13 protein-coding genes and 1 tRNA gene are annotated in these 14,974 nt (G+C 59.9%); 4 read left to right on the top strand and 10 right to left on the bottom strand.

All coding sequences use genetic code 11. The features are described 5' to 3' along the window. Positions 1-51: 51 nt before the first annotated feature. Positions 52-1,038: a beta-ketoacyl-ACP synthase III gene (locus tag PH605_RS22320; RefSeq protein WP_142846140.1), complete on the top strand. Its 987-nt coding sequence runs from the start codon at positions 52-54 to the stop codon at positions 1,036-1,038. Positions 1,039-1,113: 75 nt separating this feature from the next. Here PH605_RS22320 and PH605_RS22315 read toward each other — a convergent pair. Together PH605_RS22315 and PH605_RS22310 are read right to left on the bottom strand one after the other, a co-directional pair. Further along, positions 1,114-1,187: transfer RNA gene (locus tag PH605_RS22315), tRNA-Gln, on the bottom strand. Positions 1,188-1,310: 123 nt separating this feature from the next. Next, the gene (locus tag PH605_RS22310; RefSeq protein ID WP_003508428.1) at positions 1,311-1,748 is read right to left on the bottom strand and encodes an Lrp/AsnC family transcriptional regulator; all 438 of its coding nucleotides are present in this window, start codon (positions 1,746-1,748) and stop codon (positions 1,311-1,313) included. A 129-nt stretch (positions 1,749-1,877) separates the two neighbouring features. Here PH605_RS22310 and rocF point away from each other — a divergent pair, with 129 nt between their 5' ends. Then, a complete protein-coding gene (gene rocF / locus PH605_RS22305; RefSeq protein ID WP_142846138.1) occupies positions 1,878-2,798 on the top strand; it encodes an arginase in 921 nt (306 codons plus the stop codon). Between the two features lie 13 nt (positions 2,799-2,811). Further along, the gene (locus tag PH605_RS22300) at positions 2,812-3,867 is read left to right on the top strand and encodes an ornithine cyclodeaminase (RefSeq protein ID WP_142846136.1); all 1,056 of its coding nucleotides are present in this window, start codon (positions 2,812-2,814) and stop codon (positions 3,865-3,867) included. 10 nt (positions 3,868-3,877) lie between these two features. On the opposite strand, the gene PH605_RS22295 is transcribed toward PH605_RS22300, so the two are convergent. The 5 genes from PH605_RS22295 to PH605_RS22275 form a co-directional block, all read right to left on the bottom strand. Then, positions 3,878-4,762, bottom strand: a complete 885-nt coding sequence (locus PH605_RS22295; protein ID WP_059755971.1) for a DMT family transporter — start codon at positions 4,760-4,762, stop codon at positions 3,878-3,880. A gap of 450 nt (positions 4,763-5,212) precedes the next feature. Continuing rightward, entirely contained in the window at positions 5,213-6,205 is a 993-nt protein-coding gene (iolG, locus tag PH605_RS22290; RefSeq protein WP_142846135.1) for an inositol 2-dehydrogenase, read from the bottom strand. Positions 6,206-6,417: 212 nt separating this feature from the next. Then, positions 6,418-7,668, bottom strand: coding sequence for an adenylate/guanylate cyclase domain-containing protein (locus tag PH605_RS22285; RefSeq protein ID WP_078053687.1), 1,251 nt, complete (start codon positions 7,666-7,668; stop codon positions 6,418-6,420). A 231-nt stretch (positions 7,669-7,899) separates the two neighbouring features. Beyond that, a complete protein-coding gene (locus PH605_RS22280; protein ID WP_003522093.1) occupies positions 7,900-8,130 on the bottom strand; it encodes a helix-turn-helix domain-containing protein in 231 nt (76 codons plus the stop codon). 256 nt (positions 8,131-8,386) lie between these two features. Then, positions 8,387-9,499 (bottom strand): RHE_PE00001 family protein, encoded by a 1,113-nt coding sequence (locus PH605_RS22275; RefSeq protein WP_065657421.1) that lies wholly within the window; start codon positions 9,497-9,499, stop codon positions 8,387-8,389. 211 nt (positions 9,500-9,710) lie between these two features. On the opposite strand from PH605_RS22275, the gene PH605_RS22270 reads away from it, so the two are divergent. After that, positions 9,711-11,015, top strand: a complete 1,305-nt coding sequence (locus PH605_RS22270; protein WP_065657420.1) for an MFS transporter — start codon at positions 9,711-9,713, stop codon at positions 11,013-11,015. A gap of 62 nt (positions 11,016-11,077) precedes the next feature. On the opposite strand, the gene PH605_RS22265 is transcribed toward PH605_RS22270, so the two are convergent. The 3 genes from PH605_RS22265 to PH605_RS22255 form a co-directional block, all read right to left on the bottom strand. Next, positions 11,078-12,415, bottom strand: coding sequence for a sensor histidine kinase (locus tag PH605_RS22265; RefSeq protein WP_142846133.1), 1,338 nt, complete (start codon positions 12,413-12,415; stop codon positions 11,078-11,080). A gap of 22 nt (positions 12,416-12,437) precedes the next feature. After that, a complete protein-coding gene (locus tag PH605_RS22260) occupies positions 12,438-13,091 on the bottom strand; it encodes a response regulator transcription factor (protein WP_020010073.1) in 654 nt (217 codons plus the stop codon). Between the two features lie 65 nt (positions 13,092-13,156). Then, complete coding sequence (locus PH605_RS22255; protein WP_065657418.1) at positions 13,157-14,824, bottom strand: phosphoethanolamine transferase; 1,668 nt, start codon at positions 14,822-14,824, stop codon at positions 13,157-13,159. Between the last annotated feature and the right edge of the window lie 150 nt (positions 14,825-14,974).

The following is a 14,974-nucleotide window of genomic DNA, read 5'->3' as shown; positions in this document are numbered from 1 at the left end:
GGGGTGCGGCATGTTCAACCTGTTCCAGAACCGTCTCCGAAAGTCCTGACAATGCAGACCCGTTCTTCCCGCATGGCCGGTTTTGGTCATGCCGTTCCGTCACGATGCGTCGACAATGCCGAGATAGAGACCAGTCTCGGGCTGGAAGCCGGCTGGATCGAGCGGCGAACCGGCATCCGCACGCGTTATTGGGCGCAAGAGGGCGACACTCTGAGCGGCCTTGCCGCGAGCGCCGGCCGCATGGCGCTGGAAGACGCCGAAATCGGCTCCGACGACATTGCTCTGACGCTGCTTGCGACTTCCACGCCGGATCACCTCTTGCCGCCCTCGGCGCCGCTGCTCGCCCACAGGCTGGGCCTTGCCCGATCCGGCGCGATCGATCTCGCCGGGGCCTGTTCTGGCTTTCTTTATGCGCTTACCCTTGCGGATGGCTTTGTCCGCACCCACGGCCGCGCCGTCCTCATCGTTGCCGCCAATATATTGAGCCGCCGTATCAATCCGGCGGAAAGGGCAAGCGCGGTCCTGTTCGCCGATGCCGCCGGCGCCGTCGTCCTCAAGCCCTGCCGCGAGGCGCAGCGTGGGCTTTTGTCAGCCGATCTCGTTGCGGATGGCGACGGTTACGATCTGATCCAGATAGCGGCGGGAGGCAGCAGCCAGCCATTCTCTGCCGATACATCGACTAAGGAGGTGCTGATGACGATGCGTGACGGCCGCGAAGTATTCTCCCGTGCCGTGGCGCTGATGACCGCGACCTCGCAGCGGGTGCTGCATCAAGCCGGAATGACAGCAACCGATATCGACCGTTTCGTGCCCCATCAGGCCAATGCCCGCATGTTCGACGCCGTCTGTGGCAATCTCGGCATTGACAGGCAAAAGACGGTTCGCACCATAGAAAGCTTCGGCAATTCCTCCGCCGCCACCATTCCGCTTTCGCTCTCCGTCACCAATGCCGAAAGGCCTTTCGGGGAAGGCGAAACACTGCTTTTGACGGCCGCCGGTGCAGGTATGACGGGTGGAGCGGTGGTTTATCGCGGGTGAACGATGCTGGGCACGGGACGTCGCGATGCCATGCGATATCCAAAACTCAAGAAGCTGATTTTATTTGGAGAAATTTGGCTGGGGAACCTGGATTCGAACCAAGATCGACGGAGTCAGAGTCCGCTGTTCTACCATTGAACTATTCCCCAAAAGCTTTAAAGCGCGTGGCGCGTTCGCTTTGGTGGGTCGTCATATAGATGATTTATTCCGGGGCGCAAGTCGAAAAAATCGAAAAATGCGTTTTATCCCTGTTTTGCGTTTTGCTCCCCGGTTCAGAGCCGTGCCCGGGTGGAGCGTGGGGTGGAGAGCAAAAGGCTGGTCTCGCTGCCGGTGATGCCGGGCACCAGGCGGATGCGGCGCAGTACCGCGTCGAAATCGCTGAGCGTGGCGGCGTTGAGTTCCACGATCAGGTCCCAGCGGCCGTTGGTGCTGTGGATTTCAGAGATTTCCGGAAAACCGCCAAGGGTGCGGATGACGCGGTCCGTCACATGGCCTTCAATCTCGATCATCATGATGCCGCGGATCGCGGCCTCCACCGCATCGGCGCGCAAAATGACGGTATAACCGATGATGGTGCCGTCATTCTCCATTCTTTCGATGCGTGAGCGCACCGTCGCACGCGAGGTTTCCGTCTCAATTGCGAGATCGGAAATGCTGCGCCTGCCATTGTGTCGCAAAAGGGTGATGAGCCGCTCGTCGAGATTGTCCATGATGACCAATTCGGTAAATCAATTTTACCAGATCGATAGCTTATTTCGATAATATTGCCAATATTTCATGTTCATTTCGCCAGATCACTGTGGTGAACTGGTCTTGTTGGCAGGAAAGCGAGGATGGGAATGGAAATCAGGTTGATCGGTGCGCCGCTGCAGATCGGGGCCGGGCAATTGGGATGCGAGATGGGGCCGAGCGCCTATCGCGTCGCGGGGCTTGCTCGTGCCCTTGAAGAACTGGGGCATCGCGTTGTCGATACCGGCAATGTGACGCCGGCGACCTTCCGCGAATTTAATCATCCCAATCCCGCCGTGCATCATCTGTCTGAAACCGTGGCCTGGACCGAGGCGCTGACGGAGGCTGCCTATCGTGAAAGCGCGGATGCCGTGCCGATCTTTCTCGGAGGCGACCATGCGATTTCCGCGGGGACAGTCGCCGGCATGGCGCGCCGGGTGGCAGAGACCGGCCGGCCGTTTTTCGTGCTCTGGCTCGATGCACATACCGATTATCATACGCTTGAGACGACGCGCAGCGGCAATCTGCACGGCACGCCGGTCGCCTATTTCAGTGGGCGAGAGGGATTTGCCGGGTATTTCCCGCCGCTTTCCCATGCGGTTCCGGAAGACAATATCGGCATGATCGGCATCCGCAGCGTGGATCCGGCCGAAAGGGCCGCACTGGAAAAGAGCGGCATCACCGTGCACGACATGCGCTCGATCGACGAGCATGGCGTCGCCGTTCTGCTGCGGGCGTTTCTGGCACGGGTTCAGGCGGCAAACGGGCTTTTGCATGTCAGTCTCGATGTCGATTTTCTCGAGCCGTCCATCGCGCCGGCCGTCGGCACCACGGTTCCGGGCGGTGCGACGTTCCGCGAGGCGCATCTGGTCATGGAAATGCTGCATGATAGCGGGCTGGTCTGCAGTCTCGATCTGGTGGAGCTTAACCCGTTTCTCGACGAGCGCGGCAGAACCGCGACGCTGATGGTGGATCTCGCCACCAGCCTGATGGGCAAGCGGGTCATGGACCGCCCGACACGGGCCGGCTGAAAGGAATGATGCGATGAACGTGATACCGAACCTCAATATCGTGCCCTTCGTCAGCGTCGATCACATGATGAAACTCGTGCTGCGCGTCGGCATCGATACGTTCCTGCGCGAGCTTGCCGAGGCGGTGGAAGAGGATTTCCGCCGCTGGGAAAGCTTCGACAAGACGCCGCGCATCGCCTCGCATTCGAAGGAAGGCGTCATTGAACTGATGCCGACCAGCGATGGCACGCTTTACGGCTTCAAATATGTCAACGGCCATCCGAAGAACATGAAGGAAGGCCGCCAGACGGTAACGGCTTTCGGCGTGCTTTCCGATGTCGGTAACGGTTATCCGCTGCTTCTGACCGAGATGACCATCCTGACGGCGCTGCGCACCGCCGCCACCTCCGCCGTCGCCGCAAAATTTCTCGCCCGCAAGAATTCCCGCTGCATGGCCATCATCGGCAATGGCGCCCAGAGCGAATTCCAGGCGCGCGCCTTCAAGGCGATTCTTGGCATAGACACGCTGCGGCTATTCGATATCGACCCGTCCGCCAGCGAAAAATGCGCCCGCAATCTCGCCGGGCAGGGTTTTGCCATCAAGATCTGTGAAAGCGCACAGGAAGCGGTCGAAGGGGCGGATATCATCACCACCGTCACCGCCGACAAGCAATATGCGACGATACTGACCGACAACATGGTCGGGCCCGGCATTCACATCAACGCCGTTGGCGGCGATTGCCCCGGCAAGACGGAGTTGCATCGGGACATCCTGTTGCGGTCGGATATTTTCGTCGAATATCCGCCGCAGACGCGCATTGAAGGTGAAATCCAGCAATTGCCGGCGGATTATCCCGTCACCGAGCTTTGGCAGGTCATAACCGGTGAAAAGCAGGGGCGGGCGAGCGACCGGCAGATCACACTGTTCGACAGCGTCGGCTTCGCGACGGAAGATTTTTCGGCGCTGCGTTACGTGCGCTCGAAGCTGCCATCCACCGGGCTTTATACGGAGCTCGATCTGCTGGCTGATCCGGATGAGCCGCGTGACTTGTTCGGGATGCTGCTGCGGTGTGAGGCGGCTCTCGTCTAGGGTTTTCTGCCTATTTCGTCTCCCGGCGGCTCTTGCGGGCAACCACATGTTCGCGCCAGATGGTGAAGAGGCCGGCGGCAATGACGATCGCTGCACCGATGACCATGTTGGACGTCACCACTTCGCCATAGACGGTGACGCCGATGATGGAGACGAGCACCAGCTGATAATAGGAAAAGGGCTGCACGGAGGCTGCATCCGCCAGTTCGAACGCCTTTATCAGGCAATAATGGCCGCTCATGCCGGTAATGCACAGCGCCAGCATCCAGCCCCAATCCTGCGGCTCGATGCTGACCCAATAAAACGGACCGACCAGCGTCAGGGCCGCCGCACCGGCCACGCCGGTGTAGAAGAAGCTTGTCATCGCCGAATCGCTTTTGCTGCCGAGGCGGGTCAGGACGCTGTAGAGCGCCAGCATGAAGGTGGCCACGAAGGTGATCATCAGCCGGTTGTCGAAACCGTCGCCCTCCGGCTTGAGGATGACGAGAACGCCGATGAAGCCGACAAAAATGGCGCTCCAGCGCCGCCAGCCCACATGTTCTCCCAGCAAAGGCATGGACAGCGCCGCAACGATCAGCGGTGCGGAGGCAAGGATGGAATGGCTGTGCGCCAGCCCGACGACGGCGAAGGAGAAGATCGAAATGACGATCTGTACGGCGAGAAGCACGCCGCGGCCGATCTGCAGCCAGGGACGGTTGGCCATGACGGCGCCCCGAATGCCGCCCGCCGACCTTGCGGCCATCAAAAGAACGAAGACGGCAAAGGCCCAGTATCGCAGCATGGCGATAAAAACCGGCGGATAGGCGCTGCCCAGATGTTTCGATATGCCATCCTGCGCCGCAAAGATCGTGAAAGCGACAAGCGCATAAAGAAAGCCGGTCCTGGGTGATGGCATGAAAAAACCGCTATCCGACTGCCGCCGGCAAAAGAGTATTCGGGGTGAATGAGGTGGGTAACAGCCATATGTTACGGCCGTACCTTGTCAGACAACCTTATTTTCCGAATAGCTGCCATGCAAGTGTGGAAGCTGCGTTTTAAAGGGGCGATTGCTGGAGCATGCTTTTGCTGCATTCTCTCCTCATCCCTGTGCCTGTCACAGGGATTCAGCCAGCCCAAGTCATTGGGCTGAAAGGAGTTTTTTCTCGCAGCGCAGACGCGCGTCGGCTGGATTCCTGTGACGAGCACAGGAATGAGGGCGGTGGGCACGCCGCTCCGCAGGTCGGCGTAGAGCTAGTATGATGTGAGCCTGCTGCCGAGGGCTTTGGGACAGGCAGGGCTGTCCGCCGTCAACAATTGCGCGGCGGACAGAAGGTTCAGCAAGACGCTCAGCGTCCCGGTTGTGGCTTCAGCCGAGCTTCACGGCCGTCTTCGAGGTCGCGGATTTCAGCGCGGCGTCGGCCAGTTTCAGCGCGATCAGACCGTCCTTGATGGAAGGCGACGGCGCGGCATTGTTTTCGATGCTGTCGATAAAGGCGGTGATTTCCGCGGCATAGGCGGCCGTATAACGCGTCATGAAGAAATCATGCAGCGGCGGGCGGGTGTAGCCGTCCGCATTGGCGATCTCGATGGAAACAGGACGCTGGTTTTCGGCCGCGGCCGAACCGAGCGAACCGTGCACTTCGATGCGCTGGTCGTAACCATAGGTCGCGCGGCGGGAATTCGAAATGATCGCCTGTCTGCCGCTTTTTGTCGTCAGGATGATGCTGGCGCTGTCGAAATCACCCAGCGCGCCGATCTCCGGATTGACGAGGACGGAACCGGTGGCAAACACGCTTTCCACTTCCTCGCCGAGCAGGAAACGGGCCATATCGAAATCATGAATGGTCATGTCGCGGAAAATGCCGCCGGAGACCTTGATATATTCGGCCGGCGGCGGGCCGGGGTCGCGGCTGGTGATGGTCACCATTTCCACCTTGCCGATGCGGCCATCGTCGATTGCCTTGTGAACGGCCTGGAAATGCGGGTCGAAACGGCGGTTGAAACCGAGCATCACCTTCGCTCCGGTTTCCTCGACCACCTTGGCGCAGGCTTCCGCGCGGGCGACATCGAGATCGACGGGCTTTTCGCAGAAGATCGCCTTGCCAGCGCGGGCGAAACGCTCGATCAGGTCGGCATGTTTGTTGGTCGGGGTGCAGATGATAACGGCATCGATCGTCTCGTCGGCCAGAACCTCATCGATCGTGCTGACCTTGCACTGCGCCTCGCGGGCGATTGCTTCCGCAGCACCGGCCATGGCGTCCACAACGGCCACCAGCTGCGCACGGCTGTCGGTGGTGATCGCCTTGGCGTGGACCTTGCCGATCCGTCCAGCGCCGAGCAGTGCCAATTTCGTAACCATCTTTCCTCCGGTTTCTCACACCCGTCCCTCACTCCCGGAAAGACAGAATATGAATGCAAGCAATGTTTCGATATGGAATATATGTTCCATTTTGCTAGATCGACATTGCAGACGTGTCAAGCGTTTTGACGATGATCCAGACGGCCGAAATCGCTCTTCGGGAAGGTCATGCGGCGCGGATGGCCGGTGTCGTTAAAAGCCCTTCGCGATAATCAATCAGCCGAAGCTGTCAGGGCCGCATTGTGGGGCAGGGCATATACTTCGACCGGGGTTTCGAGGCCGCGCAGCAGCCATGGACCGAGATTTTCCAGCTTTCCCTGATATCCGGCCATGCGCACGAATTCCTCGGAGAAAAGCACATTGCGTCCGGTCTCCTTGGTCAGCGTTTCCAGCCGCGAGGCGATATTGACGGCGGGGCCGATGACGGTGAAATCGAGGCGGGTTTTCGAGCCGATATTGCCATACATGACATCGCCGACATGCACGCCGATGCCATAACCCAGGGGATCGTGGCCCTTGCGGCAATTGATTTCATTCAGCGCGACGAGGCTCTTCTGGGCGCTGGCGATGGCTTTCAGCAGGTTTTCGCAGGCCTGCGGGTCGCTGAGCGGGAAAATCGCCAGCAGCCCGTCGCCCATGAATTTCAGGATTTCGCCGCCGAATTCCTCAATGGGATCGCACATGGCGTCGAAATAACCGTTGAGAAGCTCGATGACATCGTCACGCGGCCAAAGGTCGGAAATATGGGTGAAATTGCGCAGGTCGCAGATCAGGATCGCCGCACCCACCGTCATGCCGCTGCCGCGCGTGGTGGCGCCATTGAGGATTTTTTCGCCCGCATGCGGCCCCACATAGGTCTCCAGAAGGGTGCGCGTCATGCGGTTCTTCAGGCGTATTTCGCTGACGAGCGCCAGCGCCGGAAGCAGGTTTTTCAAGGCGAGGATTTCGCTGTCGGAAAAACCGCCGGGCCGGTCGCTGGAGAAGCTGGCGACATGGCGCTTGCCGAAGGTGTGCTCGATCGGCCAGGCGCAATAATCCGTCAGCCCCTCGGCCCGCAGGTCTTCGTAGATCGTATAGCCGGGCTCATCGATGTCCTCTCCGTTCAGCCGGTGGCGGACTTCGGTGGCGCCCTGATGAATGTCGTTGATAGGGCTGTTCAGATATTCGGGCGTATTTTCAGACCCATAGCCATAGGTGGCGATCTCGGCGGAGGACAGGCCGGCTTTCCACAGAATGCGCGCGCCAAGCCATTGCGGATGGCGAATGCGGAAAGCGAGCACGCCCCGCGCCACGGAAATTCCGCTCGCCCGCAGCCTGTTGCAGAGCTCGACGAATATTTCGTCGATAAAGCGTTCGTCCTTGGTGCCGGTGATCAACCAGTCGAGAATTTCCGTCTTTTCCGCTGGCCACAATTCATCCAATGCTGAAGAAACCCGTTCTTCGGTGTCGAGACTTAGTGTCATGGCAGGATTCCGGAGGTTGTTGCTGCTCTCGCACAAGCGGGGCGCATGCCGCACTCGGCCAACATGGTCGCTCGTGAACCCCATGTGGTGCCGGATAACGAAAATGTTAAGAGAGGGGCGCGGAAAATGTTCCGGAAGGCACTGGCGGCATCGGGCCACGCGCGCCGCCCGGATGTTCCCGGGAACATCGTCCCCGGCGGCGCTGAGATTTTTGATGATCGCTAAGGCGGATCAGATAACGGTTTCGACAGGAATATGAAGAGCTGCGGCAACGCGTCTGATGCGCAGCGGATCGCTGTCCGTGCCGTCTTCGAGCGCGCGTATTTCGCTGGTCGTCAGGCCGCAGGTCACGGCAAGCTGTTCGACCGTATATCCGGCGAGATTGCGCGCGGTCAGAACCTTTTTGGCAAAAGGAGCATCTGTTTCGTGATCGGAATCGGGTTGTGAGATTGAAATTGTCATTATTGCATCTCCCTCAGAATGGACACTTAAATGCGGGCGGCAAAGAAAAGTTGCCGGGGCCGAATGCGACCGCGTTGCCGGAGAAGAAAATCGGTGCTGCAACGCAGCGAGGAACATAGCGGCTTCATCGACCTACGCAATAGTTAAATTTTGTTAAGATTCGTGATCGCTGCATCCGTGCGGCACGTCTTTGCCGGAAAAAGGCCGAGATACCGCCGTTTTTCGTGGCTCTTGCGAGGGGCGGGAGCGGCTTTCGCTACAGCATGCCCCAGGCGCGAAACCGGCCGCGACCGGTCACTTCCCGCAGTTCCAGCTGGTTGGCGAGCCCGATCGCACCCTGCGGCGTGGTGCCGAGTTCCTTGACGATCATCGCTGCGGAAACCACCGGTCGGGAGACGACAAGTTCCACGAGTTCCGGCAGGCGCGAGGAGGAACGCCGGCCTGCCAGCTTGCGCATCATGCGTTCACGCGCATGGGCCAGCCGGTCATGTTCCTTCATGCCGGCCTGCGCCGCTTCGTAAAAGCTGTCGAGAAGTGCGAGAACCCGCTGTGTCTGGTTTCGGGCGTGGCGACGCTCCCGCGGGACCGCGCGGAGACCGGCGCTGAGGGCCGGCAGGTGATCGGGCGTGACGGCGCCGTCGCGCAGAAAGGCGGAGGCCAGAAGCCGGCCGAGCCAGGGGCTGCGTTGCAGCACCTCGATCATGTTCCAGGCGTCGAGAAGGATGGCGGTGCGAAGAATCGCCGGCAGTTCCTCCGTTCGCGCATGGACGTTCCACCATTCTTTCAGCCGCTCATCCTCGTCCCAGTCGGGTTCGTTGATGATCGCATGGCTTTCCTCCCTGTGCATTGGCGGAAGCGCGTTGCCGGTGGTGATCGCGTCGAGCGTTGCCGCGCTTCGCGCCAGAAGCGCATCGAGCTCGGAAAAAGCGCCATCCAGCGATGTTTCTTCCTCCTCCGCGTCGATGTCTTCATCGCGGGAGTGATCGAGCGTTTGTCTGGGAGGCGCCGGCTCTTCGGCAAGTGCCGCCCTGCCGCGTAGCCTTGAAAGGCCCGGCGCGGTAAAGGCCCAGCCGGGGGCATTGGAAAAGATCAGCCGTCTCGAGCGGAGAATCCGGTGCGCCGCCGTCATTTCATGGGTTGGCGCGCGCACATCCATATGCGCGTCATGCAGCACCAGATCTTCCAGGTGAACGAGTTCGCCATCCACCCACATGGAGGAAATCGCATCGGTGAAATCCTGTCTTTCGATGAAGCCGTGTTTCATCGGTGACCGGTCGATCCGCTCGTCCAGCCGCGCCAGCGCCTCGCCGGCACGGGCGGCGGCAATGAGAAGCTTTTCGATCTGAACGTCCGATATATCGTAAATCATTGATATTTTTTAGTTTGAGCGCGGGCGGCTTACAAGGCGGATCACAGGTGAGCGGGTTTGGCTGGTTTTTCGGCAATATTGCGATGCGGTATAAACTTGCGCACTGCAACATGACGGGTATATACCCCCACCGAGAGCGACAAATTATCACACCTTCCGTTCGCCCTTCCATCTCCAGACGAAGATGAATTGGAGTTTACCCGTGAATATTATGGCAAATGGTCCCGCCACCGCGCCGGACCAGAAAACCCGTTTGAAATCCATTATCGGCGGATCGGCGGGCAACCTCGTCGAATGGTACGACTGGTACGTTTATTCGGCCTTCACCCTTTATTTCGCGCCGGTGTTTTTCCCTTCCGGAAACCAGACCGCCGAGCTTCTGAGTGCAGCCGCCGTTTTCGCCGTCGGATTTCTGATGCGGCCCATCGGGGCCTGGTTCATGGGCACCTATGCCGACCGCAAGGGCCGCAAGGCCGGTCTCACCTTGTCCGTCACGCTGATGTGTCTCGGTTCGCTGCTGATCGCGATTACGCCCGGCCATGAGGCGATCGGCATTGCCGCGCCGGCCATTCTGGTTTTCGCAAGGCTTCTGCAGGGCATCAGCGTCGGCGGTGAATATGGCGCCAGCGCCACCTATCTCAGCGAAATGGCCGGCAAGAACCGCCGCGGTTTCTTCTCCAGCTTCCAGTATGTGACGCTTATTTCCGGTCAGCTTCTGGCGTTGGCGGTGCTTCTGGTGCTGCAGCGGGTTCTGACGCCGGAACAGCTCGGCTCCTGGGGCTGGCGCATTCCCTTCTTCATTGGCGGCCTTCTGGCGATTGCGGTGTTTTATATCCGCCGCGGCCTTGTCGAGACGCAGTCCTTCGAAAATGCCAAGACCGGCGCTGCCGACAAGCCGAAGTCCAGCGGATGGGCGCTGTTCAAGCACTATCCAAGGGAAGCGCTGATGGTCATGGCGCTCACCTCCGGCGGCACGCTCGCCTTTTATGCCTATACGACCTATCTGCAGAAATTCCTCGTCAACACCTCCGGCTTCAGCAAGGAAAGCGCCACGGAAATCACCACGGCAGCGCTCTTCGTCTTCATGCTGTGCCAGCCGATTGCCGGCGCGCTGTCCGACAGGATCGGCCGCAAGCCGCTGATGGTCGGCTTCGGTATTCTCGGAACGCTGTTCACCTATGCGATCTTCAGCACGCTTTCGACGACGACCGATCCCATCATGGCTTTCGCCCTCGTGCTGGTCGGCCTGTTGATCGTTACCGGCTATACCTCTATCAATGCGGTGGTGAAGGCGGAAATGTTCCCCGCCCATATTCGCGCGCTCGGTGTGGCTCTGCCCTATGCGCTGGCGAACACCATATTCGGCGGAACGGCGGAATTCGTGGCCCTGAAATTCAAGCAGATCGGCCACGAAAACTGGTTCTTCTGGTATGTGACGATCATGATCGCCCTGTCGCTGGTGGTTTATGTGAAGATGCGCGATACGCGGGCTCACAGCCATATCCACGAGGATTGAGCGACCACCATCCAGACCGGAAAAAGCCCCGTCCTTCCGATGGGGCTTTTTCTTTTTGGCATTCAGGCGGTTTCGGCGGGAAGGACGATGCGGGCCTCAAAACCGTCCTGCCGGCCCGGCGCCGGAGAGGAAAGCACCAGCTCTCCGCCGGCCTGCTCCACCAGGCTCTTGACGATGGCAAGGCCAAGCCCGGTTCCGTCCGCCGTGGTCTGGCCCCTGGTAAAACGCGTCGTCAGCTTGGGTAGGAGCGCCGCGTCGATCGTCGCCCCGGAATTGACGATGCGGATCGTGCCGTCCGCTTCGGCGACGACCTGCACCGGGCTTTCCGCCGGGCTGTGGATCAGCGCGTTTTCGAGGAGGTTACGGACGATGATACCGAAGGCATCCGCGCCGATCCTGCAGGACAGGCCGCCTTCACAGCGATTGGTGAAGCGGATGCGAGATGAACCGATGGCCGTTCTCATCATGTCGTCGATAATGAGTTCGAGAACGGGGATGAGATCGTTTGCCGTGTCGGTGACCCCGATCCTCGCCTCCGCGCGCGACATCTGAAGCAGTTTTTCGGCCAGGTGGGCGAGATGCTGCAGGGATTTTTCGATGTTTTCCACGCGCGGTGCAAGCTCCGGCGGAATGTCGGCATGCAGCCGCTGCGCCTGCGCCAGTGCGCCGGCAATCGGCGTGCGCAATTCATGGGCGCTGTTGGCGGTGAATTCCCGTTCCGCCTCGATTGCCGATCGCAATCGTCCGAGCAGCAGATTGACCGAACGGGCAATGGGATGGAGTTCACCCGGAAAGGGTTGCGTCGGCAGCGGCGCGAGATTGCCGCCGTCCTTTTTGCCGATGTCGTCGCGCAGGGTCTGTATCGGTCGCAGCGTTCTGCGCACCACGACAATGACGGCGAAAATGCTGGCGGGAATGAGGATGAGAACGGGGAGAAGCAGCGCGGTGCCCGCCTCTTCGATCGCCTCGCGGCGATTGGCGAAGGCATCGGCGACCTGCAGGAAATAATTGCCGTCCGGTGTCGCAACCGTAAAGATGCGTTGGGTCGGGGTTTCGGAAAAGCCGGGTTCGAGCGAGACCTCGAAAGGTTCGGTGGAACTGTCATGCGAATGCAGCACCACCTGTCCTTCCCGGTCGCGGACCTGATAGGTCAGATATTCCGCCCGTTCCGACGTCCGGTTGAGCTTTTGCGCGGCAGGCGCGGTGTTGTTTTCCCTCAGGTCGTCCACCAATAGCGGCAGCAGTCTTTCGGCGGTTTCCTCAACGCCGGCGTCGAAAATTTCGGCGAACTCATCCTGCATCACCATGACGCCCAGCCCGCAGGCGAGAAGCCAGGATATGGCGACAACGCTGGTCAGCGCCGTCACGAGCTTGCGGGTCATGCTGGTCGGTCTGGCCATTTCTGCCTGCTTGTAATTCTGACTATCGAATGGTGTAGCCGACGCCGCGCACGGTTTCGACGCGGTCATGGCCGATTTTCTTGCGCAGTCGGCTGATATAGACCTCGACCGTGTTGCTTTCTATTTCCGCGCCGAATTCATAAAGCGTGTCGTGCAATTGCGCTTTCGAGACGACCGCGCCGGGATGTTCGACGAGTTTTTCCAGCACGGCCCATTCCCGGGCGCTCAGCGTCTGCGCCGTTCCATCGACCGTGATGTTGCGCGCCACCTGGTTGATCTCGATGCCGGGCAGGCGGATGACGGGAGCGGAGCGCCCTTCGTAACGGCGCGAAACCGCCAGCATGCGGGCCGAAAGCTCGTTGAGATCGAAAGGTTTGACCAGATAATCGTCCGCACCGGCGTTCAGCCCGGCGATCCGGTCGGAGACCTGGTCATGGGCCGTCAGAATGATCACCGGCGTCGCGTCATCGCGCTGGCGCAGGCTTTGCAGAAGGGTGATGCCCTCGCCATCCGGCAGGCGCATGTCGAGCAGGATGAGGCCGTAACCCATCGTCAGCGTCGCCGCCATGGCGTCGCCGAGCGTCTTGAACCAGTCGACAGCATGACCCGCCGCCGCGACATGGTCCCGCAGCGCTTCGCCAAGCACATGATCGTCTTCAACAAGCAGAACCCGCAAGACAGCTCCCTCTATCGCTTCGTCCTGCGTATCTCTTTCTCCGGATAAGCGTCAAGCACGGTGTTTCAGCTGTTCTGCCGCTGGGTGCAGCCGCCGAATACATCGAGCGAGGGATCATAGACCGAAGTGGAGACATTCATCATGCCAAGGATGCTGTGGAAGTAATTGTCGTGCGAGCGCCCGCCCTCCGCGGCGGTTTTTGCGAGGCAGGCTTTGTTGAGCCCCATGGATTTCGCAAAGTCGTCGTCGAACCAGACGAGAAACGGCACATGGGTCTGCTGGTCGGGCGCCAGAAGATAGGGGGCGCCATGCAGGTAGACGCCGTTCTCGCCCAGCGACTCGCCGTGGTCAGACGCATAGATCATGCCCGTCGCCAGCCTGTCGGAACGGGCCTTCAGCTTGTCGATCACGGTCGAGAGGAAATGGTCGGTATAAAGAAGCGTGTTGTCGTAGGAGTTGACGATCTCCGCGTCGGAGCAGTTGCCAAGCTCGGCCGTGCGGCAATCCGGGGTGAATTTGCGGAATTCGTCGGTGTAGCGCAGATAATAGGTCGGCCCGTGGCTGCCCATCTGGTGCAGCACGATGACGCTGTCTCTGGTGACGTTGTTGAGCCAGGAGTCGAGCTTGTCAAAGAAGATATCGTCGCGGCATTCCCCGCCGGTGCAGAAGCGGCTGTCATTGGTGGAGGGCAGGTCGAAATAGGGGATGCGGTCGGCGACGTTCTTGCTGCCGGTATTGTTGTCCAGCCATGTCGCGCTGACCCCGGCATGGACGAGAACATCCATGACGTTTTCATTGGCGAGCGCCTTTTTGTGGCTATATTCCGAACGCGGGAACTTCGAGAACATGCAGGGAATGGAAATCGCCGTCGCGGTGCCGCAGCTGGTCGTGTTCGGAAAATAGACCACACCGCGTTTTGTAAGCTCGGGATTGGTATCGCGCCCATAGCCATTCAGGGAAAAGTTCGCGGCCCGCGCCGTCTCGCCCGCCACGATGACGGTGATACGGGGTTTGCGGACGCCGCCCAATGAAGGCAGGACCTTCGCATCCCCGCCGACCGGGCTGACCTGAATATCGACTTCCTTGCCCGCCAGCGTGAAATAATGAATGGCCGACATGATCGGCGACAGTGGATTGACGCTTTTGACGATATCCTTGTGCTGGCGCACGGCGGTGGTGAAGGTCTTGGAATTGGCGAAGCTGATGATGCCGGCGATGGAAAGACAGATCAGGATGCTGATCGTGTTCCACAAAAGCTTGTCGAGGATTGGGCGGTGGCGCACACGCACGGCGGCGATGAGGAGGGACGGCACCAGTCCGTAAATCGCCATGTGCCAGAGAAAGCCGGGCGTGATCAGATTGCCGGCTTCCGCCTGCGTCGTCTCCATGGCGTTGCGGATCATGTCGCTGTCGATGACGATGCCGTAGCGATCCATGAACCAGGAAGCGGCGGCCGCCGCGAAGACCAGGAATATCAAAAACGGCTTGATGAGATATTTGGCGGAAAAAATGATGATGAGGGCGCCGAGAAGGGCGGCCATAGCGGCATAAAGCGCGACAATGGCGACCGGATAGGCGGAAAGATAGGTGTGAACCTTCGACCAGAATGTCCGGTTCATGAAAAACAGCAGATAGGCCGCCGTCAGCAGGCTGAGCGGCACGCTGCCGATTTCCGGACGATATGTTACTGTTCCCGTCGCTTTCGCGGTAAAAAGAGCCACTGTCAGATCCACCAGATTTCCAATAGGCCGGCGGCAACGGAGACGGGGCGAAAACGCCGTCGTCCAGGCTGCCGCATGGGCCGATCAATGGCGGATGCGTCATTTTGCTGACATCAACCTGAAAGCTTGTCATGGAAGTGTCACACTCCGTCGTGGCCGTTC

It is taken from the genome of Agrobacterium sp. CFBP 3001 (assembly GCF_027871605.1).
Lineage (GTDB): Bacteria > Pseudomonadota > Alphaproteobacteria > Rhizobiales > Rhizobiaceae > Agrobacterium > Agrobacterium leguminum.
Note: the sequence above shows the minus strand (reverse complement) of the source record. Positions and strands in the feature narration are given on the sequence as shown.

Bases quoted from the DNA above. Each gene is read 5' to 3' on its own strand.
- PH605_RS22320 (WP_142846140.1), top strand. From the start codon at position 52: ATGCAGACCCGTTCTTCCCGCATGGCCGGTTTTGGTCATGCCGTTCCG.
- PH605_RS22310 (WP_003508428.1), bottom strand. From the start codon at position 1,748: ATGGACAATCTCGACGAGCGGCTCATCACCCTTTTGCGACACAATGGC.
- rocF (WP_142846138.1), top strand. From the start codon at position 1,878: ATGGAAATCAGGTTGATCGGTGCGCCGCTGCAGATCGGGGCCGGGCAA.
- PH605_RS22300 (WP_142846136.1), top strand. From the start codon at position 2,812: ATGAACGTGATACCGAACCTCAATATCGTGCCCTTCGTCAGCGTCGAT.
- PH605_RS22295 (WP_059755971.1), bottom strand. From the start codon at position 4,762: ATGCCATCACCCAGGACCGGCTTTCTTTATGCGCTTGTCGCTTTCACG.
- iolG (WP_142846135.1), bottom strand. From the start codon at position 6,205: ATGGTTACGAAATTGGCACTGCTCGGCGCTGGACGGATCGGCAAGGTC.
- PH605_RS22285 (WP_078053687.1), bottom strand. From the start codon at position 7,668: ATGACACTAAGTCTCGACACCGAAGAACGGGTTTCTTCAGCATTGGAT.
- PH605_RS22280 (WP_003522093.1), bottom strand. From the start codon at position 8,130: ATGACAATTTCAATCTCACAACCCGATTCCGATCACGAAACAGATGCT.
- PH605_RS22275 (WP_065657421.1), bottom strand. From the start codon at position 9,499: ATGATTTACGATATATCGGACGTTCAGATCGAAAAGCTTCTCATTGCC.
- PH605_RS22270 (WP_065657420.1), top strand. From the start codon at position 9,711: ATGGCAAATGGTCCCGCCACCGCGCCGGACCAGAAAACCCGTTTGAAA.
- PH605_RS22265 (WP_142846133.1), bottom strand. From the start codon at position 12,415: ATGGCCAGACCGACCAGCATGACCCGCAAGCTCGTGACGGCGCTGACC.